At 71.1% G+C, this 20368-nt stretch carries 16 protein-coding genes; 3 read left to right on the plus strand and 13 right to left on the minus strand.

Features of this window, described 5'->3' with window-relative positions; all coding sequences use genetic code 11:
* Positions 1 to 2: 2 nt before the first annotated feature.
* The 3 genes from QPK32_RS00615 to QPK32_RS00625 form a co-directional block, all read right to left on the minus strand.
* Positions 3 to 785, minus strand: coding sequence for a hypothetical protein (locus QPK32_RS00615; protein WP_290410845.1), 783 nt, complete (start codon positions 783 to 785; stop codon positions 3 to 5).
* On the minus strand, positions 782 to 1246 hold the full coding sequence (locus QPK32_RS00620) for a hypothetical protein (RefSeq protein ID WP_290410846.1): 465 nt from the start codon (positions 1244 to 1246) through the stop codon (positions 782 to 784). The genes QPK32_RS00615 and QPK32_RS00620 overlap by 4 nt, the downstream gene beginning before the upstream one ends.
* Positions 1247 to 1317: 71 nt before the next feature.
* Positions 1318 to 2160: an SDR family oxidoreductase gene (locus tag QPK32_RS00625; RefSeq protein WP_290410847.1), complete on the minus strand. Its 843-nt coding sequence runs from the start codon at positions 2158 to 2160 to the stop codon at positions 1318 to 1320.
* A 99-nt stretch (positions 2161 to 2259) separates the two neighbouring features.
* Between QPK32_RS00625 and QPK32_RS00630 the strand changes: the two genes are divergently transcribed.
* Positions 2260 to 3192: an AraC family transcriptional regulator gene (locus QPK32_RS00630; protein WP_290410848.1), complete on the plus strand. Its 933-nt coding sequence runs from the start codon at positions 2260 to 2262 to the stop codon at positions 3190 to 3192.
* Positions 3193 to 3210: 18 nt separating this feature from the next.
* On the opposite strand, the gene QPK32_RS00635 is transcribed toward QPK32_RS00630, so the two are convergent.
* Genes QPK32_RS00635 through QPK32_RS00645 form a run of 3 tightly spaced genes read right to left on the minus strand, consistent with a single transcriptional unit; the run spans position 3211 to position 7240 of the window.
* Positions 3211 to 5451, minus strand: coding sequence for a molybdopterin cofactor-binding domain-containing protein (locus QPK32_RS00635; RefSeq protein WP_290410849.1), 2241 nt, complete (start codon positions 5449 to 5451; stop codon positions 3211 to 3213).
* Positions 5448 to 5936: a (2Fe-2S)-binding protein gene (locus QPK32_RS00640; protein WP_290410850.1), complete on the minus strand. Its 489-nt coding sequence runs from the start codon at positions 5934 to 5936 to the stop codon at positions 5448 to 5450. Before QPK32_RS00640 ends, QPK32_RS00635 begins: the two co-directional genes overlap by 4 nt.
* On the minus strand, positions 5933 to 7240 hold the full coding sequence (locus tag QPK32_RS00645) for a c-type cytochrome (protein ID WP_290410851.1): 1308 nt from the start codon (positions 7238 to 7240) through the stop codon (positions 5933 to 5935). Before QPK32_RS00645 ends, QPK32_RS00640 begins: the two co-directional genes overlap by 4 nt.
* A 158-nt stretch (positions 7241 to 7398) precedes the next feature.
* Here QPK32_RS00645 and QPK32_RS00650 point away from each other — a divergent pair, with 158 nt between their 5' ends.
* Positions 7399 to 9360 carry a CocE/NonD family hydrolase gene (locus QPK32_RS00650; protein ID WP_290410852.1) on the plus strand — a complete coding sequence of 654 codons (1962 nt, stop codon included), beginning with the start codon at positions 7399 to 7401 and terminating at the stop codon, positions 9358 to 9360.
* A 26-nt stretch (positions 9361 to 9386) separates the two neighbouring features.
* Here the strand turns inward: QPK32_RS00650 and QPK32_RS00655 are convergent, their stop codons facing one another.
* Complete coding sequence (locus QPK32_RS00655) at positions 9387 to 11336, minus strand: GGDEF domain-containing protein (RefSeq protein ID WP_290410853.1); 1950 nt, start codon at positions 11334 to 11336, stop codon at positions 9387 to 9389.
* Between the two features lie 37 nt (positions 11337 to 11373).
* Positions 11374 to 14529 (minus strand): EAL domain-containing protein, encoded by a 3156-nt coding sequence (locus tag QPK32_RS00660; RefSeq protein WP_290410854.1) that lies wholly within the window; start codon positions 14527 to 14529, stop codon positions 11374 to 11376.
* 298 nt (positions 14530 to 14827) lie between these two features.
* Here QPK32_RS00660 and QPK32_RS00665 point away from each other — a divergent pair, with 298 nt between their 5' ends.
* The gene (locus QPK32_RS00665; RefSeq protein WP_374046678.1) at positions 14828 to 16165 is read left to right on the plus strand and encodes an amidohydrolase; all 1338 of its coding nucleotides are present in this window, start codon (positions 14828 to 14830) and stop codon (positions 16163 to 16165) included.
* A gap of 6 nt (positions 16166 to 16171) precedes the next feature.
* Here QPK32_RS00665 and QPK32_RS00670 read toward each other — a convergent pair whose 3' ends face one another.
* From QPK32_RS00670 to QPK32_RS00690, 5 genes are all read right to left on the minus strand, one after another.
* Positions 16172 to 16528 carry a DUF5710 domain-containing protein gene (locus tag QPK32_RS00670; RefSeq protein WP_290410855.1) on the minus strand — a complete coding sequence of 119 codons (357 nt, stop codon included), beginning with the start codon at positions 16526 to 16528 and terminating at the stop codon, positions 16172 to 16174.
* A 134-nt stretch (positions 16529 to 16662) separates the two neighbouring features.
* Positions 16663 to 17544: an ABC transporter permease gene (locus tag QPK32_RS00675; protein WP_290410856.1), complete on the minus strand. Its 882-nt coding sequence runs from the start codon at positions 17542 to 17544 to the stop codon at positions 16663 to 16665.
* Entirely contained in the window at positions 17541 to 18380 is an 840-nt protein-coding gene (locus QPK32_RS00680; RefSeq protein ID WP_290410857.1) for an ABC transporter ATP-binding protein, read from the minus strand. Before QPK32_RS00680 ends, QPK32_RS00675 begins: the two co-directional genes overlap by 4 nt.
* 27 nt (positions 18381 to 18407) lie before the next feature.
* Complete coding sequence (locus QPK32_RS00685; RefSeq protein WP_290411377.1) at positions 18408 to 19379, minus strand: ABC transporter substrate-binding protein; 972 nt, start codon at positions 19377 to 19379, stop codon at positions 18408 to 18410.
* Between the two features lie 70 nt (positions 19380 to 19449).
* A complete protein-coding gene (locus QPK32_RS00690; RefSeq protein WP_290410858.1) occupies positions 19450 to 20325 on the minus strand; it encodes a TauD/TfdA family dioxygenase in 876 nt (291 codons plus the stop codon).
* Between the last annotated feature and the right edge of the window lie 43 nt (positions 20326 to 20368).

Here is a 20368-nt window from a genome sequence, read left to right on the forward strand (position 1 = left end):
CTTCAGTCCGGCCCGCGGCCGTCCTCGTACGCCATCCTGTGCGCCGTGATCTCGCCGTTGATCGTTCCCGGCGCGCGCAGTTCGCGCTCGGCCAGGGCGCGCAGCTCGGGCCACTCCAGGCCATCGAGCAGCGCGGCCTGGAGCGCCCCGGCGTCCTCCTCGCGTCCCAGGCCGCGCAGCACGGCCATGCCGACGCGCACGTCGCGCGTCAGGTTCATCATGTCCGCCGCCAGGCGCGGCGCGCCGCCCGCCGGCGGCAACAAGGGCAGCGTGCGTGCATCCAGGTTCACGCCCTCGAGCAGTTGCAGCGGATCGCCGCGGTAGCGGTCCGCGCGGACGAAGTCCCCGCACTCGACCAGCGCCGTCAACACCTGCCAGGAACGCCGCGCCGCCCGCACGGGATCCCTGCTCTCCAGTTCGATGAACACGGCGCGGGTGGACGCGGGGTCGCCGAGGATCTCGTTCATCTCGACGACGACGGAAAACCGCTCGCGCAGGTGCGCGTAGCCGGGACTGGCGCCGGCATCGACGCCGAAGCGCTCGTCTCCGGCCAGCAGTTTGCGCACCTGTTCGTCGCGCAGCGCGGCCAGGGCCTCGCCTGCAGGGACGTAGTCGGGCACCAGTTGGCTCCACATGAACATGGTGAAGAACACGCTGACACCGGACGCTCCCGCCGGGCCGTCGAGTTCGGCGAATATGTCCAGCAGTACCGCCAGCGCCTCGTCGTGGCGACCCGCCTCGCGCGCCTCGACGGCGCGCCGCATGCGTGGATCCATCTCCGTCATCGGACCAGTCCTCCATGGCCCGCGCGCTTGGTAAAGCGGTAAGGCGGCTCCGGCAGGCAGAAGCCGTAGCGCGAGCACACGGCCTCGCGCCCGTCGTGCAGCGCCAGTGCGACGGTCAGCAGGAAAGCATCGCCGATGGCGCCGTTGCGCTGCCCGTACGGCGGCGGCGCGACGTCGAAGGCGATGCGTACCTCGGCCGCCGCCACTTCCTCGCGGGGCAGCGCCAGCTTCGCCAGCGCCGCATGCGTCCGGTCGCAGTAGGTGCGCGCCACGGCGTCGGCGTCGGGCGACGCCGGCACGGCCTCGCCGTCGAGCAGGCGCAGGACGACGGTATTCGTGGCCAGGTCGGCCTGCGCATACAGGATGCCGAGCGCCCAGCTGCCGCGCACGTCGTTGTCGCGCGCGATGAAGGCATCGCGCAACCCCGCCGCCACGTGGCGCAGCTTTCCCATCTTCCGCATGCAGACTCCCGCCTCCCGCCGTCAAAACGGCGAGTGTGCCACAGACGGGTGGTCCGCAAATACGCGCTTTGTCACGCGTCGGTGGAAAACGCGAGCTCCTTCTGGGCATCGAGGGCGGCCAGGCGCTCGGCCAGCTGGGTGCGCATGGCCGTCCAGGCGTCGCCGCCCAGTGCGAGGCGCAGCGGGGCCGGCTGCTGGTCGACGCTGTCGATCATCCGCGACACCATCTTCGCCGGGTCGCCCGGCGGGACGCTGGTGCCCTCCTCGATCATGCGGCGCGCGTGGCTGGCCGGCGACGCGTCGTAGGCCGCGATGCGCGGCGCCAGGCGCGAGCCGCCGTAGCGGAAATTGGTCCGCGCGCCGCCCGGCTCGACCAGCGTGCAGCCGATGCCGAACACGGCCACCTCGCGCGACAGCGCATCGACGAAGCCTTCGATGCCCCATTTGCCCGCATGGTACAGCGAGGCGCCCGGGAAAGCGGCCTGGCCGCCCACCGTCGACAGCTGCAGGATGCGTCCGCCGCCCTGGGCGCGCAGGTGCGGCAGCGCGGCGCGGATCAGCTGGATGGGTCCCAGCAGGTTCGTGGCCATCTGGTGCTGCACGTCCTCGTCCCCCGTCTCCTCGGCCGCGCCGAACAGGCCGTAGCCGGCATTGCTGACGACGACGTCGATCCGCCCCAGCTCGGCAAACGCGCGATCCACCACCGTGCGGATGCCTGCCATGTCCGTCAGGTCCAGCTGCGCCAGCCACAGCGCGTCGCCGTGGCGCGCCTTCAGCTCGGCCAGCGCCGCCTCGCCGCGTACCGTGCCGGCCACGCGGTCGCCGCGCGCCAGCAGCTGTTCCGTCATTTCCTTGCCGAAGCCGCTGTTCACGCCCGTGATCAGCCACGTCCTCGGTTTGCTTGCTTGTCCCATCGTCTGCTCCTGTCGAAAAGCGGGCCCGCTGGTGCGGCCCGATGAAGTACAGCATAATGGCAGCAGGCAAGACTTTGAATGCATGAAAGGCGTGGATCCATGATCGAAAATCCAGAACCCAACGACGACTTGTTTTCCGGCCTGCTGGAACTGGTGCGCGCTCGCTCGGCCCTGTCGGGCGGCCTGCGGGCCGGCGGCCGCTGGGCCGTCGCCTTCCCTGCCACGTCCCAGGTCAAGTTCTGGGGCATCCGCAGCGGCGCCGCCTGGATCGACCTCGGCGACGGCACGCCGCTGCGCGCGCAGGCCGGCGACGTGTTCCTGTTCCACGCGCCCGGGCCGCACGTGCTGCGCACGGACGGCGCCGGCCTGCCCGTGGCGCTGGACACGATCGCCGCGGGCCGCCGCGGCGCCATCCTGCACATCGGCGACGGCGGCGACTTCTTCATGATCGGCGGGAAGGTGGACCTGGACGAAGGCAGCGCCCCCCTGCTGTTCGGCGGCCTGCCGCCCGTGCTGCGCCTGCCGGCGGCGTCGCCGCGCGCGCCCGGCGTCCACTGGATCCTCGACCGCCTGGTGGCCGAACGCGAGGCGGCCCTGCCGGGCAGCGCGGCCGCCAGCGCCCAGCTGGCGCAACTGATGCTGATCGAGATCCTGCGCGCCCACATCGCCGAGCCGGCCCTGCTGGGCAGCGGCTATTTCAAGGCGCTGGGCGACCGCCGGCTGGCGCCGGCGCTGCGCCTGATGCACGGCGAGCCGGGACGCGCGTGGCGGCTGCCGGAACTGGCCGCCGCCTGCGCCATGTCGCGCGCCGGCTTCGCCGACCATTTCAGGCGCGTGGCCGGGGCGTCGCCGCTGCACTACCTGACGGAATTGCGCATGCGCCTCGCGCGGCGCCGCCTGCGCGCGGGCGGCGTCGGGCTGGCGCGGTTGGCGGGCGAGTACGGCTACGGCTCCGAGAGCGCGTTCAGCCATGCGTTCAAGCGCGTGTTCGGCGAGTCGCCGAAGGCCTTCCGCGACGGCGCTGCCGCCTGACGCCTCGCGCCAGGCACCTCACGCCAGCGTACCGCGCACCCGGGCGCGGTCCAGCGGCAGGTCGCGCAGGCGCTCGCCGCAGGCGTCGAACACGGCATTCGCCAGCGCCGCCGCCGCCGGCCCCTGCGCCGCCTCGCCGGTGCCCAGGAACGGTTGGCCGGGGCGGTCGAGCAAATGCACCTCGACCCGGTCGGGCACCTGGTCGAACCGGAGGATGGGGTAGGCGCCCCAGTCGCGCGTGAGCACGCGGCCGGGTTCGAAGCGCACGCGCTCCAGCAGCGTCCAGCTGCCCGACTGGAGGATGCCGCCCTCGATCTGGTTGCGCACGCCGTCCGGGTTCACCACTTCGCCGCAGTCGACGGCCGCCACGGCCCGGGCGATGCGCACCCAGCCCGTCTCGCGCGCCACCTCGACTTCCAGCGCCAGCGCGCAATACGCGGCCAGGTTCTTGTAGCGGGCGAACGCGAAGCCGCGTCCGCGCCTCGGCTGGCCCGGCGCCGGCCTGCGCCACGCCTCCCAGCCGAAGCGGGCAGCCGCTTCCTTCACGACGGCCAGCGCGCGCGGGTCCTCCAGGTGCCGGAGCCGGAATGCCACCGGGTCGACCCCGGCGGCATGGGCCAGTTCGTCCATGAAGCTCTCGATGGCGAACACATTGCAATAGGCGCCGAGCGAGCGCAGGGCGGAACTGCGCAGTTGCGGCACGCCGAGGAAATGGTGATCCACGCGCGCATTCGGCAAGGCGTAATACGGAATCGCGTTGCGGTCGCCCGCCCCTTCCGGCTGCGGCGCAGGCATGGCGGGCGGCGGCACGAAGGGCTTGTCCAGCAGCGTGCCGGCCAGCAGGTTGCCGGCCTTGCCCGGCCGCGTATTGTGGGTGGGGCTGTGCACCGTGTAGCGCCAGTCGGCGATGCGGCCGTCCGGACCCAGCGTCGCCTGCGCCTCGCACAGCATAGGCGGACCGGCCGGTTCCCACCCATGTTCGTCCTCGCGCATCCACTGCACGCGCACGGGTCTGCCTGGGAAGGCGCGCGCCAGCAGCGCCGCGTCGGCCGCCGCGTCGTCGGCGCCATTGTGGCCATAGCAGCCGGAGCCCTCCACGTGGATGCAGCGGATCGCCTCCTTCGGCGCGCCCAGCAGCTCGGCCAGCGCCGCACGCAGCGGGAATACGCCCTGGGAATGGGTCCACACGGTGTACCGGCCCCCGTCCAGCCGCGCGATGGCGCAGGACGGTCCAATCGAGCCATGCAGCTGGTACGGCTTCGTGTACGCGGCGCGCAGCGTGCGCCCTCCCGAACCGGCGCGCACGCCGACGCTGCGACGGGCCAGGATGGTCTCCGTCTTGCCGGACAGGGCCCTGACCAGCGCCAACGGGTCGTTCGTGGCCGGCAGCGCCGCCGGCACGTCCCAGCGCGCCGCCCGCTCCAGTGCCGCCGCAGCCTTGACCGTGCGCCATTCGTGGTCGGCGATCACGGCCAGGAAGCGTCCGTCGCGGACCACCTTCAGCACGCCCGGCAGACCCGCGACGGCCGCCGTGTCGACGTCCAGCAGGCGCGCCGCCGGCGCCGGCGGGCGCACCACGCGCGCGTGCACCATGCCGGGCAGGCGCAGGTCCTGGACGTAGGCGGCACCGCCCGCGACCTTGGCCGGGATGTCGAGCCGGGCGAGGGACTTGCCGGCCAAGGTGTGCAGGGCCGGGTCGCGCGGCGGGGCCTTGCCGTCCGCACGCAGGTGCAGCTGGCGGCCCGCCGGCAGTTCGCCATACGTCGCGCGGCGCCCGTCCGGCGCCAGCATCGCCCCGCCCGCCGCCTTCACGGCCGCCCGGTCGATGCCGAAGCGCTCCGCCGCCAGGCCCGCGAGCGCCAGGCGCACCTCGGCCGCCGCGTGGCGCAGCGCCGTGCCGCTGTCCTGCATCGAGTGACTGCCCGCCGTATAGCCCTCGTCGGGAGTGCGGCCCGTATCCGCCGTCACCATGCGCACCGCGCCGGGCGCCACCATCAACTCTTCCGCCGCTACCTGCAGCAGCGCCGTACGGATTCCCTGCCCCAGCTCGGCCTTGCCGGTGAACACGGTGATCGTATTGTCGGCGTCGATGCGGATCCAGGCGTCCAGCCAAGGCTCCTTGTCCAGGCTACCGGGCAGCTTGCCTTTGCCTGGCGGATTCTCCGACTGCGCCCAGGCAGGACGCAGCGCGAACGCCAGCGTCAGGCAGCCGGCCGCCAGCAGGCGCCGGCGCGCGCGATCGTGCGTGGCTGCGCTCACGCCTTGCCTCCGTTCGCGGGCATGCGCAAGGCGGCGGCGGCGCGGCGCACTGCGCGCAGGATGCGCATATGGGTGCCGCAGCGGCACAGGTTGGCCTGCATGTGCTTGCGGATCTGGGCATCGGTCGGCGCCGGGTGCCGCGCGAGCAGGCGGTCGGCGCGCATCACCATGCCCGCGATGCAGTAGCCGCACTGGGCCGCCTGCTCGTCGATGAAGGCCTGCTGCAGCACGCCCGGACGGACGACGCTGCCCAGCCCCTCCACCGTGGCCACGGGACGCGCGCCGACGGCGGACACGGGCACGAGGCAGGACATGACGGATTCGCCGGCCAGCGTGACCGTGCAGGCGCCGCACTGTCCGAGCCCGCAGCCGAACTTGGCCCCGTTCAGTCCCAGGTCGTTGCGCAGCACGTACAGCAGGGGCGTATCGGGATCGGCATCCACGGCATGGTTGGCGCCGTTCACGCGCAGGCGGTAGGTGGTCATGGCTCGCTCGCTTTCTTGACGCTCTGTTCGAGATCGTTCCAGGGAGCCTGGGCGGCGGCGTGGCGCAGGTAGGCGGCCAGCGCCGTGGTCTGGCCCTCGTCCAGGATGCCGGCAAAGCCGGGCATCCAGCGTCCCGGTTCGCCGTCCGGCGGGTGGATGCCCTCGCGCACGATGCGCACGAGGCTGCGCGGGTCCGGGTCGTACAGCGCCACGGCCTTCTGCAGCGGCAGCGCCCCGCCCGACGTGGGCGCGCGGCCGGCCTCGTGGCAGCGCGCGCAGGCGCCGGCATACACGGCGTAGCCGGCACCCAGTTGCTGCGGCGCGTCGGCCGGGGGCGCGGGCAGGCTGCCGGCAAGCGCCGCATTGCCCTTCGGCGCCGCAGGCGCCTCGGCCAGCCACGCATGGAGCCAGGTCGCCAGGGCCTCCACGTCGGCTGGATCGGCCTTGGCCAGGCCCTGCACGACACCCTGCATCGGCCCGCCCGCCGCGGCGTGGTCCGGGGCGATGCCCGTGCGCAGGTAGACGGCCAGCTGCGCCCGCGTCCACGGCAGCGGCGACGGCGAATTCCGGTTCAGCGCCGGCACGTACCAGCCCTCGGCCTCGCCGCCGTCCAGGAAGCGGCGGCGGTCTTCGCCGCCCAGGCGCGTGCGCGGCGAGTGGCACGCGCTGCAATGGGCCAGCGCATCGGCGACGTAGGCGCCGCGGTTCCAGTCTGCCGGACGCGCCGGATCGGGGCGCCACGGGGTGCGGTCCAGGTACACCACGTTCCAGAGCCCGACCAGCGGACGGAAGCCGAACGGGAACGTCATCGCATTCGCGGGGGCCGGCGCGTCGAGCGGCGTGCGCGTCATGACATAGGCGTACAGCGCCTGCACGTCGGCCCGCGCCAGGCGCGTGTAGTGGTCGTAGGGGAAGGCCGGGTACAGCAGGTGGCCGTCGCGCGACACGCCTTCGCGCAGCGCGCGCGTGAAGGCCGCCTCGCTCCAGTCGCCGATGCCGGTGCGCGCGTCCGGCGTGATGTTGGTGCTGTGGACGGTGCCGAACGGCGTCTCCATCGCCAGGCCGCCGGCATAGGGCCTGGCCGGATCGGCCGTATGGCACGCGGCGCAATTGCCGAGGGCCGCGAGGCGCGCGCCCTTCTCCACCATCGCCGGATCGAAGCGCGGCACCTTCGCGAGCGGCACGATCGCCGGCCGCCACATGATCGCGAAGGCCGCGCCGCCCAGCGCCAGGACTGCCAGCGCCACGAGCCACGGCACGAGGGTGCGGCGGCGGGCTGGCTGGCGGGAGTGGATCGGATCCATGCGCGTGCTCCGGTTGGGATGGCAGGATCATCGCCCCGCCGCGTCCACGCACTCTGTACGGCAGCGCGCATTGTGCGCGTCAATACCGTTGAAATATCGACTAACAATTGCCGAGCAGATTTATACTCGGCATTTCGCCCAACCACCGCCAAGGAATCATGATCCGCCGCCCCCTTTCCTCGATCGCCCTGCTGGTCGCACTCGTCCATGCCGGCGCCCCGGCCCTCGTCCACGCCGCGGGCGCCACCGACAGTGCCGACGCCGCGCCCGCCGCGCGCGAACTGCGCGACACCTATACCAAGTACGAGTACCGCATCCCGATGCGCGACGGCACGCGCCTTTTCACCGTCCTCTACGTGCCGAAGGACGCGTCGAAGCGCTATCCCTTCCTCGTGCAGCGCACGCCGTACAGCGCCGGCGTGCAGGCCGAGGGCGAGCTGCACTACGGCCAGGACCGGTTCCCGAAGTCGATCGGCCCGTCGAAGGAATTCGAGGACGCCGGCTACATCTTCGTCAAGCAGGACGTGCGCGGCCGCTACATGTCGGAAGGCAGATGGGTCGAGGCGACCCCGCACGTGAACCCGCAGCGCAAGCCGGGCGAGGGCCAGGAAAGCCAGGACATGTACGACACCATGGAATGGCTGCTCAAGCACGTCCCCAACAACAACGGCAAGGCCGGCATCCTGGGCATCAGCTACCCGGGCTTCTACACGTCGGCGTCGATCATCGATTCGCACCCGTCGATCAAGGCGGCCTCGCCGCAGGCGCCGGTGACGGACCTGTTCATGGGCGACGACTCCTACCACGGCGGCGCCTTCATGCTGGCCGCGAACTTCGGCTTCTATTCCAGCTTCACGGAGCAGCAGAACCCGACGCCGCTGCCCAAGACCTGGTCCGCGTTCGACTACGGCGCGGCCGACGGCTACGACTTCTTCCTGAAGCACAAGACGATGCAGAACATCCTGGCGACGCTGACGCCGCAGCAGCGCGCCCTGCTGCAGCCGACGATCGAGCATGACACCTACGACGGATTCTGGCAGATGCGCGCCATCGCGCCGCACCTGAAGAACATCAAGGCCGCCGTGCTGACCGTCGGCGGCTGGTTCGATGCCGAGGACCCGCAAGGCCCGCTGACCACCTACCACGCCGTCGGGAAGTACAACCCGTCGATCTTCAACGGCCTGGTGATGGGGCCGTGGGTGCACGGCGGCTGGGCGCGCTACGACGGCAAGCGTCTCGGCAACGTCTCGTTCGACAGCAAGACGGGCGAGTACTTCCGCACCCAGATCCAGTTCCCGTTCTTCGAGGAGCACCTGAAGGGCGTGAAGCCGGCGCGCGCGATCGCGCCCGTGACCGCGTTCGAGACGGGCTCCAACGTGTGGCGCCAGTACCAGGCCTGGCCGCCGGCGCAGGCCAAGCCGCGCACGCTGTACTTCGGCGCGAACGGCACCCTCTCGTGGCAGCAGCCGGCGGCGGCCGCGCCGGCCTACGACGAGTACGTGTCCGACCCGGCCAAGCCCGTCCCCTACATCGGCTACCCGGCCACCGGCGTGCCGCAGGAATACATGGTGTCCGACCAGCGCTTCGCCAGCACGCGTCCGGACGTGCTCACGTACCAGAGCGAGGTGCTGGAGGAAGACGTCACCGTCGCCGGCCCCGTGCGGCCGAAGCTGTTCGTGTCGACGACCGGCACCGACGCCGACTGGGTCGTCAAGCTGATCGACGTGTACCCGCAGGAGTATCCGGCCGGCGAGCGGCCCGCGCGCGGCAACGACGTGGGCGCGCCCGCGGCCACGCTGGCCGGCATGCAGCAACTGGTGCGCGGCAATCCGCTGCGCGGCAAGTTCCGCCACAGCTTCGAGAAGCCGGAGCCCTTCGTGCCCGGCAAGGTGGAGGCGATCGACTACCAGCTGGGCGACGTCAACCACACCTTCCGCCGCGGCCACCGCATCATGGTGCAGGTGCAGAGCTCCTGGTTCCCGCTGGTCGACCTGAACCCGCAGACCTTCGTCTCGATCCCGCAGGCCAGGCCGGAAGACTTCAAGAAGGCGACCCAGCGCGTCTACCACGCGCCGGACACGCCGTCCGGCGTGCAGCTGCTGGTGCTGCCGCGGCCTTGAACGTCAGGACGCGGCCTTGGGCCCCTTCAGGCCGCGTTCAGCAACGCGGCCGCGTCGCCGAGGCTCGGGGCGACGTGCTCGAGCCGCAGACTGGCGACGCCGGCCGCGGCCAGGCGTCCGTCGACGAGGTAGCCGCAATGCCGTCCGGCGTCCTTGGCCCGGTACAGCGCGTGGTCTGCCAGCGCGAGGGCCTGCTGCCAGTCGAGCGGCTCGGCCCCGTGGGCGGGCATCGACAGCGCGCCGGCGCTGATCGTCACGTGCGCCACGGCGCCGGCGCCGGCCTCGATGGGGCTGGCGGCCACCGCGTCGAGCAGTTCGCGCACGACGCCGGCGTGCAGCGCGCGCGCCATGCCGTCGACGTGCACGAGGAATTCCTCGCCGCCCCAGCGCAGCACCGCGCCGCGCGCGCCGACGGCCGCCTGCAGCCGCCGCGCGACCTCGACCAGCACGGCATCCCCGGCCGCGTGGCCGTGGCGGTCGTTGATGGACTTGAAATGATCGATATCGAGCAGCACGAAACACTGCTCGGCCTGCGTGCCCGACCGTGCGCGCGCCGTCATCGCGTCGCGGAAGGAGCGGCGGTTCAACAGGCCCGTCAGCGCGTCGTGGGTGGAATGGAAGGCGAGTTCCTCGTTGAGCAGCCGCAGGCGCCGCGCACCCAGTGCCGAGCGGCGGTACAGGACGCATGCCACGGCGCACAGCAGCAGCGCCGTGGCGGCGCCCGCCGAGGCCACGATCTGCCACAGCCGGCGCTTGTGCAACTCCGTGTCCTTCGTGGCGTTCTCGCGTCGTAGCACGTCGTTTTCCGCCGCCCGCCGCTGGGCGTCGAACTGCTCCTGCACCGCCGTCACGGCGTTGGCGCGTTCGGCGGCGCCCAGGCGCTCGCCGATGTCCTGGCGCTCCCGCAGCGCCGCCAGCGCCTGCCGGTAGTCGCCCGCGGCCTCCAGCACACGGCTCTTTTCCTCGAGGGTGTTGACCAGGTCCGGCCAGGACGCCTCCGTCCGCATCGCGGCGGCGGCTTCGTCGATCTCGGCCAGGCCGTCCGCCAGCCGCCCCTGCCCGGCCAGGGCGAGGCCCAGGTTGACCGTCGCCATGCGGGCGATGTGCACGTCGCCGGCACGGCGCGCGGCAGCCAGCCCGGCGCGGGCGCTGCGTTCGGCGTCCGTCCAGCGTTTTTCGAGCAGGTAGCTGTCCGCCATGTTCGCCAGCGCGCTCGCTTCCAGCATCGTCAGTCCGTTGGCACGTGCGATCGCCAGCCCCCGTTCGTAGGCCTGGAGGCTGCGCCCAGGGTGGCCCAGCATGCCCTCGGCGATGCCTTCGATGACGTGCATGCGCACCTGCCGCCCGGGCGACAGGGCACCGCCGGCCGGCACGATGGCGTGCAAGGCGGCCAGCACCTGCTCCGGGGAGCGGGTGTAGACCTTCAGCTTGGCGATCGACAGCCGCAGCGCGTTGGGCGTCGGCTCCGCCATGCCGGGGTGGCGCAGGCCCAGGTCGAGCGCGTGCAGGTAGTGGCCGAGCGCGAAATCGTATTGTCCCAGCGCCAGGTAGATATCGCCGTAGGCCTGTTGCAGCGACGCCGTGAACTCGGGCGCGTTCAGCTTCGCTTCGCGGCTGTCGAGCGCATTCAGCGCGGACAGCGCCGCCGCCGGGCGCGACTCCGCCATGCCCGCGATGCTTGCCAGCGCGCCGTAGGCCGCATTGGCGCGGTCGCCTTCCGTCGCGGCCAGCCGTTCGATCTCGCCCGCCACGCCGGCCGCTCCCGCGGCGTCGCCGCCGTCGGCCTTCGCCTGGCGCAGCTGTTTCAGGTAGGCGATGCGGTGCGCATACGGCGAGCCGGCCTCGTAGCCGGCAGCCGGCTGGGACGCGCCCGGCGCGGCGCAGACGTTGCCGGCGATTGCGATCGCCGCCGCGGCAAGGGCCTTCGCGCACAGGCGCAGGCAGCGGGTGTTGCGTGCTTCGTTCATGCGCTTCATGTCCGTTTCCCTTCGTCCGTCGGCATCCCGCGCCGCGCTAGTCCAGCTGGGGGCTCGCGTCGAGCACGCAGGCCGCGGCGTCGAGCGGCCGCCCGAACCAGTAGCCCTGCATCTCGTGGCACCCGTCCTCCAGCAGCAGGCGCGCCTGCTCCGGCTGCTCGATGCCTTCGGCGACCACGCCCAGGCCCAGGCAGCGCGCCGCCGTCACGATCGCCTGCACGATGGCGCGCGATTCGGCGCTCTGGCCGAGATCCGACACGAACGCGCGGTCGATCTTGACCTTGTCGATCGGCAGCCGCTTGAGATACGCAAGGCTCGAGTAACCCGTGCCGAAATCGTCGATGCTCAGCACCACGCCGGCTTCCTTGAGGCGGTTCATCACGGTGACGCTGCGCTGCACGTCCTGCATCGAGGTCGATTCCGTGAGTTCCAGCTCCAAGGCGCCGTGCGGCAGGCCGTGGCGCGCGAGCGTGTCCACGACGCGCGCGGCCACGTCCTCGTCCAGGAACTGGCGCGCCGACAGGTTGACCGCCATCGTCAGCTCCGGGTGGCCCGCATCGCGCCAGGCGCGCAGCTGGGCGCAGGCCTGTTCCAGCACCCATGCGCCGATCGGGATGATCAAGCCGCTTTCCTCGGCCACGGGGATGAACTCGGCGGGCGACACCTGTCCGTAGCACGGGTGGTGCCAGCGCAGCAGCGCTTCGAACCCGGCCACGCGCCCGGTGCGCAGGTCCACCTTCGGCTGGTACGCCAGCGTGAGCTCGGAACGCGCCAGCGCCCCGCGCAGCTCGTGTTCCAGGCCGCGGCGCTGGGGTTGCCACTGGCTCGCCTCGAATTCCCGCGCCATGCCGTGGCCCTGGGTCTTGGCGTGGCGCAGCGCGGCCTGGGCCTTGCACAACAGCGATTCGGCGTCGGTGCCGTCGCGTCCGAAGACGCTCCAGCCCAGCGTCACGCTGCCGTGGATGGCCTGTGCGCCGACCTGCACGGGTTCGTTGAGCGCCTGCTGCAATGCATGCAGGCGCGCGCAGCAGCCGTCCGCGCCGGCGCGCAGCCATAACAGGAAGGTGCTGCCGCCGGCCCGGGCGACGACGTCGTCCGCGCCGGCCTGATTGCGCAGGCGATCGGCAATCGCGACCAGCACGGCGTCGCCGCACGCATGGCCGTCCTGCTCGTTGATGGCGCGCAGGCCATCCACGTCGATCGCCACCAGCAGTGCGCTGGCGCCGTTGGCGGCCGCATTTCCATCGCCATTGCCGGCATGCCGCCCGACCGCCCGTTCCACCGCCTGGCGGTTGGGCAGGCCCGTCAGCGGGTCGCGGGCCAGGCGCGTGTTGCCCGCCGGTCCGTGCTGGCGCAGGGATGGCGCCTGCGCCGACCGCGCACCGAGCACGTTCAGCCGGCTGACCGTCGACAATGCCGCTTCGCGCAGGGCGACGAGCTCCTCGACCGCGCGCGCCAGCTGGTCCAGCGTGTCGAGCTCCTCGCGCGTCGGCACGCGCGGGACGGTGTCGATCACGCACAGCGTGCCGATGCGCCGGCCGTTGGCGGAGATGGGTATCCCCGCATAGAAGCGGATGGAAGGCGTGCCCGTTACCAGGGGATTCGTGACGAAGCGCGGATCGGCGCTCGCATCCGGCACCACGAACGGTTCGTCGGCGAGGATCGCATACGCGCAGAAGGAGATGTCGCGCGCGATTTCCTGCGCTTGCACGCCGCAGCGCGCCTTGAACCACTGGCGCCCATCGTCGACGAGCGAGACCAGGGCGATGGGCACGGCCAGGCTGGCGCGGGCGATGCGGGCGATGCGGTCGAACAGCTCGTCCGGCTCGCTGTCCAGCAAGCCCGTCGCCCGCAGCACGCGCAGGCGCTCCGGCTCGTCGGGCGGCAGCGGCGCAGCCTGGGCGCGGGAAGCGCCCGCGGCGACGCCCGGTGCCCGATACACGACGATGCCGCCGCCCGCGCCGCCCATGGCCTCCTGCACGGCCAGGCGGGCCTGGGCCAGCAGATCGGCGCCGCCCATGCCGTGACGGTACACGGCGATACCGACGCCCGTGCCGGCCGGCGCCGCCAGGTCGGCCAGAATGCGGCCTGCCGCCGCCAACCCCGCCTGCTGTGCCCCGTTGCCGTCACGGCCGACGACCAGGGCGACGAACTCGCCGTCGAGCCGTGCGGCATAGGCGCCCGGCCCCAGGATCACCGAGATGCTGGCCGCGGCCGAGCGCAGCTGCGCCTCGCTCCTGTCCGCGTCCCCCAGTCCGATGTGCAGCACGGCCACGCCGCCGTGCGCCTGGCCCAGCCCGGCCGCGCCGATCCGGCGTTCGAGCTCGCTCACGAACTCGTAGCCATTGGGCAGGCCCGTGACGGGATCGTGCGTCGCCTCGACATGCATGCGGCGCTCGATCGACTTGCGGGCGGAGATATCGCGCAGGAACAGCGCAAAGCCGGGGCCTTCGGGACGGTGTACCGGACCGACGCGCAGTTCGACCTCGCATTCGCTGCCGTCGCTGGCCAGTACGGCGAGTTCGACCGCGAAGTCGGAGGCGCCGCCGGCCATGTCGAGGAGGCGCTCGATGCCGGCGATGCTGCAGGATTGCGCCGTCCGCGGCGCCAGCAGCGCCGAGAAGTCCTGCGCCAGCGCCTGCGCACGGGTCCAGCCGAACATGGCTTCGGCCCGGGCGTTCCAGCCGGTGATACGGCCGCGCGCATCCACCTCGACGAAGACGTCGTGGACCTGGTCGACCAGCCGGCGCAGGCGCCGTGCCTCCGCGCTGCGCCGCTCCGCTTCCTCGCGCTCTGCGGTGACGTCCATCATCAGCCCTGTATACACGACGCGCGTGGGCGACGCGACGGTACGCGTGGTGCGCATGCGTACCCATACGACGCTACCGTCCCCGCGCAGCAGGCGGCAAGTATGGCGCCAGTCGACGCCGGCGGCCACCGCCTCCTCGATCGACGCGGCCCACGCCGCCCGGTCGTCCGGATGCACGGGCATGGCCGTCCAGTCGGCCCGGATGGCGGCGGCGCTGACCCCGGTGATCTGCTCCCATCGCTCCGACAGGTACAGCAAGCCGCGCCCGCCGTCCGCATCCACGAACCACTGGTAGACGGCAGCAGGCTGGCCGAATGCGCGGCACGGCGTGGTAGCGGCGGCTTGTGCGGTGCGGCGGTGCTGGTGGGTAACGCTGTAAGTCATCGGGTAGTAGCCTGTAGCGGAGTAACGGTGCTCGCGGCACCGCGGGAATATGCATCGGACCGGATCGGCCTGTGGCTCCACTATATCACCGATTTTTCCGACTTTCCCATGGGAATCTTTTATTGATCATCGATTTCATCGGTTAAACGCGGCAATAAAACAACGACGTTGTCGATTTGACGATGTGCATTATCGTTTTTACCGTTTGTTGCGAGGGAACGAGCCCCTTTTTTGCGCTGACGCTGCCACGGTCGCGTGCTAATCTTGGCAAACTTGCCATCGCTTCCGGAGAACTGACTTGACCACCACCGCATGCCGCCGTCGCATTGCCATCCTCCTTGCACTGGCGTGCGCGCTGGGCACGGAAGCGCACGCCCAACCGGCCGCCGGCGCCGCGCCGCTCAAGCAGCAGGTGGCGGCGCGGGTTGACGGCATGTACCCCTGGCTCGACGGCGTCTACAAGGACTTGCATGCGCACCCCGAGATCGCCTTCCAGGAAACGCGCACGGCGGCCAAGCTCGCCGGCGAGATGCGCAAGCTGGGCTTCACGGTCACGGAAAAAGTAGGCAAGACCGGCATCGTTGCCGTGCTGCGCAACGGCAGCGGACCGACCGTGCTGGTGCGCACGGAGCTGGACGGCCTGCCGATGGAAGAAAAGACGGGCCTGCCGTATGCCAGCCGGGCACGGGCCGACAGCGGCGGGCACGAGACCTACACCACCCACAGCTGCGGTCACGACGTGCACATGGCCAGCTGGCTGGGCGCCGCGCGCACGCTGGCCGAACTGAAGAGACAGTGGCAGGGCACGCTGGTCTTCATCGCCCAGCCTGCCGAGGAAACCGTGTCCGGTGCGCGCGCCATGCTCGACGACGGCCTGCTGACGCGCTTCCCGAAGCCGGACTATGCGTTCGCGCTGCATTCCTGGCCGCTGGCCTATGGGACGGTCGGCTTCGAGGCCGGTCCCGTGTCGTCGAATTCGGATGCGATCGAGATCGTGTTCAAGGGCCGCGGCGGGCACGGCTCGGCGCCGGACAAGGCCATCGATCCCATCGCCATCGCGGCGCGCTTCGTCGTCGACGTGCAGACCGTCGTCAGCCGCGAGAAGGATCCGAAGGAGTTCGGCGTGGTGACCATCGGCGCGATCCAGGGCGGCACGGTGGGCAACATCATCCCGGACAGCGTGCAGGTGCGCGGCACCATCCGCTCCTACAGCCCGCAGGTGCGCGACAAGCTGCTGGCCGGGGTGCGGCGCGTGGCCGAGGCCTCGGCCATGATGGCCGGCGCCCCGGCACCCGGCGTCGAGCTGGTCGCCGGCGGCAAGGCGATCGTCAACGATGCGGACCTGGTGCGGCGCACCGAAGCCGTGTTCCGCGACGCCTTCGGCCCGGAAAACGCCAGGCGCATGCCGGCCATGACGGCCAGCGAGGATTTTTCCGCCTATGCCGACGAGGGCATCCCGTCGATGTTCTTCTTTACGGGCGTGTACGACCCGAAGGACGTGGCGGCAGCCGAGGCGCCGGGCGGCAAGCCCCTCGCCTTCAACCATTCGCCGTTCTACGCACCGGTGCCGGAACCGTCGATCAAGACGGCGGCCCAGGCCATGAGCCTGGCGGTGCTGAACGTCGTACGCAAATAAACCGGCTCAGCGGCCTCGCTTGAGGCTGGCGACGGCGTCCAGCAGGCTCGCGCGCGCCGCCGTCCATGGCGTGCCCGCCAGTTCCGCCGCGCAGGTGGCGCAGGGTTCGAAGGGATTGCAGTCGTGCGCCAGTTCGACGTAGTTGGCGCCGACGGCGAGCTTGGCCGCCGCGCTGTCCTTGCGCCCCGCGCCCGCGGAGGCCGGGGCGCCGTCCTTGGCCAGCCACTTCTCGAACGGATCCAGCGCGACGCCCGTCGGCACGTACCAGCGCTTGCGGCCCGGATTCCAGCGTGCGCCCAGGGCGCGGGCTTCGTCTTTTTCGGCGTAGGGGACGTTCAGGAAGGTCATCGTTGGTGGCGGCACGGCGGGATTGCTGGGGGCACCGATGCTAACCCATACGGATCGGATGCGCAATCGCACCCGGCCGACCAAAAAAATGTCCCGGACGCCTCGCGGCGGCCGGGACCAGGCACAACCCCCTTGGAAAAATTGCCGGTTTACCTCTGCATGCCCCAGCGGCGCACCGTCAGGCGCTCGATGTGCTGGAACACGATGTTCTCGAACAGCAGGCCGATCAGGATCACGGCGGCCAGCCCGGCGAACACGCGGTCGGTGAACAATTCGTTCCGGCTCTGGAAGATGTACCAGCCCAGGCCGCCCTTGCCGGACGTGGCGCCGAACACGAGTTCGGCCGCGATCAGGGTGCGCCAGGCGAAGGCCCAGCCGATCTTCAGGCCCGACAGGATGGCCGGCAGCGCCGCCGGCACGAGGATCTGCGCGACCATGCGCACGCCCTTGAAGCCGTAGTTGCGGCCGGCCATGCGCAGCGTCTCGGGCACGGCCCGAAAGCCCGCGTAGGTGGACAGCGCCAGCGGCCAGGTCACGGAATGCATCAGCACGAAGACCAGGCTGCCCTTGCCCAGGCCGAACCACAACAGCGCCAGCGGCAGCAGCGCGATCGCCGGCAGCGGGTTGAACATCGCGGTCAACGTCTCCAGCAGATCGCGCCCCACGCGGCTGGAGATCGCCAGCGAGGTCAGGACGAAGGCGGCGGCGACACCGGCCACGTAGCCCTGCACCAGTACCCCAAGCGACACGCCCACGTAGCGCGGCAGCTCGCCCGAGACGATGCCTTCGGCGAAGGCGCGCGCCGTCTGCAGCGCGCCGGGCAGCAGCAGGTCGTTGTCGGTCCAGCGCGCCGCCAGTTCCCACACGACGGCGAGCACCAGCAGCAGCGCGCCCTTGCGCAGCCAGCCAAACCGGACCAAGCGCTGGGCCGGCGTGAACGGCTGGAGCGCGTCCGGCGCCGCCGTGAAGGCCAGCGCGGCCGCCGGCAATTCGATTTCGGGCCGGATCGGCGGATCCCACTGCGCGCTCATGGCTGCACCGCCTGGGCCGCGCCGGCGCCGCCGACAGGCGCGCCGGCCGCGCCCTCGTCGCCGAACAGCAAGCGGTGGATGCGCGCCGCGGCGGCCTGGAACTCGGGGCCGCCCGCGCTGTGCAGGCCGAACTGGTGGCTGTTGATCTCGGCCCGCACCCGCCCCGGATGCGGCGACAGCAGCAGGATGCGGTTGCCCACCACCAGCGCTTCCTCGATCGAGTGGGTCACGAACAGCATGGTGAACGTCGCCTCCTCCCACAGCGCCTGCAATTCTTCCTGCATGCGCCGGCGCGTCAGGGCATCGAGCGCGGCGAACGGCTCGTCCATCAGCAGGATCTCGGGCTGCATCGCCAGCGCGCGGGCAATGGCCACGCGCGCCTTCATGCCGCCGGACAGCGTGTGCGGATAGGCGTCGTCGAAGCGGCCCAGGCCGACCTTGCCGATCCAGTGCAGCGCGCGCGCCTCGGCCTCGCGCTTCGGCACCCCCGTCGCCAGCAGCGGGAACATGACGTTCTGCCTGACCGTCTTCCAGGGCGGCAGCTGGTCGAACTCCTGGAACACGACGATGCGGTCCGGCCCCGGTCCCGCGACCGGCCGGCCGTCCAGCGCCAGGCTGCCCGCGCGCGGCGCGATGAAGCCGCCGACGGCCTTGAGCAGCGTGGACTTGCCGCAGCCCGAGGGCCCGAGCAGCACGAAGCGGTCGCCGCGACAGACGTCGAAGCTCACGTCCTGGGTGGCCCGCACCGTCCCCCGGTCGGACGGAAACTCGATGGTCACGCCGCGCGCGCGCAGCAGCGGTTCGTTCTGGACGACCTGGAAGGGTAAGACGGTCATGAAGCCTCCTGTTCCCGCACCGACGGTTCAACTGCCCGAGGCCAGCGCCGGGTGCGCAAAGAAATAGTCGCGCCAGCTCGCCGGCTTGTTGCGGATCGCGCCGGCCTGCCCCATGAAATGCGCCAGGCCCAGCGTGTTCTGCGGCGCCACCTTGAACTGGTTCTTAGGATCGGTGACGACCTTCAGCAGCAAGGCGCGGTCGATCTTCGCCTTCGTCACGCGCAGGTAGGCGTCGGCGGCCAGTTCCGGGTTGGCGGCCACCAGCTTCGCCGCCTCGTCCAGCGCGTCGACGAAAGCGCGGTAGGTCTTGGGGTTCTCCTTGACGTACTCCTCGGTGGCGTACAGCACCGTCGACGAACTGGGCCCGCCCTGCACTTCGTAGGAATCGAGCACGACGTGGGCAGCCGGATTGCCGGCCAGTTCCTGGTCCTGGAACGGCGGCGTGGCGAAGTGGCCGTTGATTTCGGTGCCGCCCTTGATGATGGCCGCGGCGGCGTCCGGATGCGGCACCGCCTGTGTCAAGCGATCCAGTCTCGCGAATTCTCCCGTGCCCCAGCGCTTGGCCGCGGCCATCTGCAGGATGCGCGCCTGCACCGAGACCGTCACCGCGGGCAGCGCGATGCGGTCCTTGTCCGTGAAATCGGCGATCGTCTTCACGTTCGGGTTGGTCGAGACGAGGTAGTACGGGAAGTTGCCGAGCGAAGCCACGCCCTTGACGTTCTGGCGCCCTTTCGTGCGGTCCCAGATCGTCAGCAGCGGGCCGACGCCGGCGCCGGCCACGTCGATTGCGCCGGACAGCAGCGCGTCGTTGACGGCATTGCCGCCCGAGAGCTGGATCCACTCGACCTTGATGGGCACGCCCTGCTTCCGGCCGTGCTTCTCGATCAGCTTCTGGTCCTGGGCCACGTTCAGCAACAGGTACACCACGCCGAACTGCTGCGCGATGCGCAACTGGCCTTCGGCCTGCGCCGAGGCGGGGGCAAACGAGGCGGAGAACATGGCGGCCAGCACCGCGGCCGCGCCCAGCTTCTTGAAGATCACACGCATTGGGTTCCTTGTCGATTCGGTGTCAGAACGGCACGTCGCCTTCGATCGTCGTGCGGTACAGCTTGCGGCGCTGGTCGTCCGGGCAGCCGGCCGCCAGGTGCATGAGCGAGCGGTTATCCCAGAACACCATGTCCTGCGGCTGCCACTTGTGGCGATAGATATGCTCGGGACGCGTGCCGTGGTCGAACAGCTGGTCGAGCAGGTCGCGGCTCTCGTCGTCCGGCAAACCCACGATGCGGGTCGTGAAATGCTCGCTGACGAGCAGCGCGCGGCGGCCCGTTTCCGGATGCGTGCGCACGACCGGGTGCACGACGGGCTTCACCTCGTCGATCTGCGCCTGCGTCAGGTTCGGCCGCCACGGGTTCTTCTTCTGCAGGTCGGCGTAGCGGCACAGGTAGCTGTGCTCGGCCTGCGCGTGTTCGATGGCGCGCTTCAGGTGGGCCGGCAGGCGGTCCCAGGCCGTGTGCTGGTTGGCGAACAGCGTGTCGCCGCCATCCTGCGGCAATTCCTGGGCATGCAGCATCGAGCCCAGGCTCGGCTTTTCCTTGTACGACAGGTCCGAATGCCAGAAGTGGCCGGCGTCGCCCAGGCCGATGGGCTGGCCGTTCTCGCGGATGTTCGACACCACCAGCACTTCCGGCTGGGTGGGCAGCTGGAACTGGCGCAGCACGTGGATCTGCAGGGGGCCGAAGCGGCGGCTGAATGCGACCTGCTGGGCGGGCGTGATGTGCTGCTCGCGGAACACCAGCACGTGGTGCACCAGGTGGGCGCGGTGCAGGCGCGCGAAGTCGGCGTCGTCGATGGGCAGCGACAGGTCGAGACCGAGGACCTCGGCGCCCAGCGGCGCGTCGAAGGGTCGAATGGCGAAATGCTGGCGGGTGTTCAGTACGGCGGACATGGGTGCTCGCGGATGAGTCCTGGAGCGCCCAGCGTAGTCACGC

The organism is Massilia sp. YIM B02763 (assembly GCF_030412015.1).
Classification (GTDB): Bacteria; Pseudomonadota; Gammaproteobacteria; order Burkholderiales; family Burkholderiaceae_D; genus Telluria.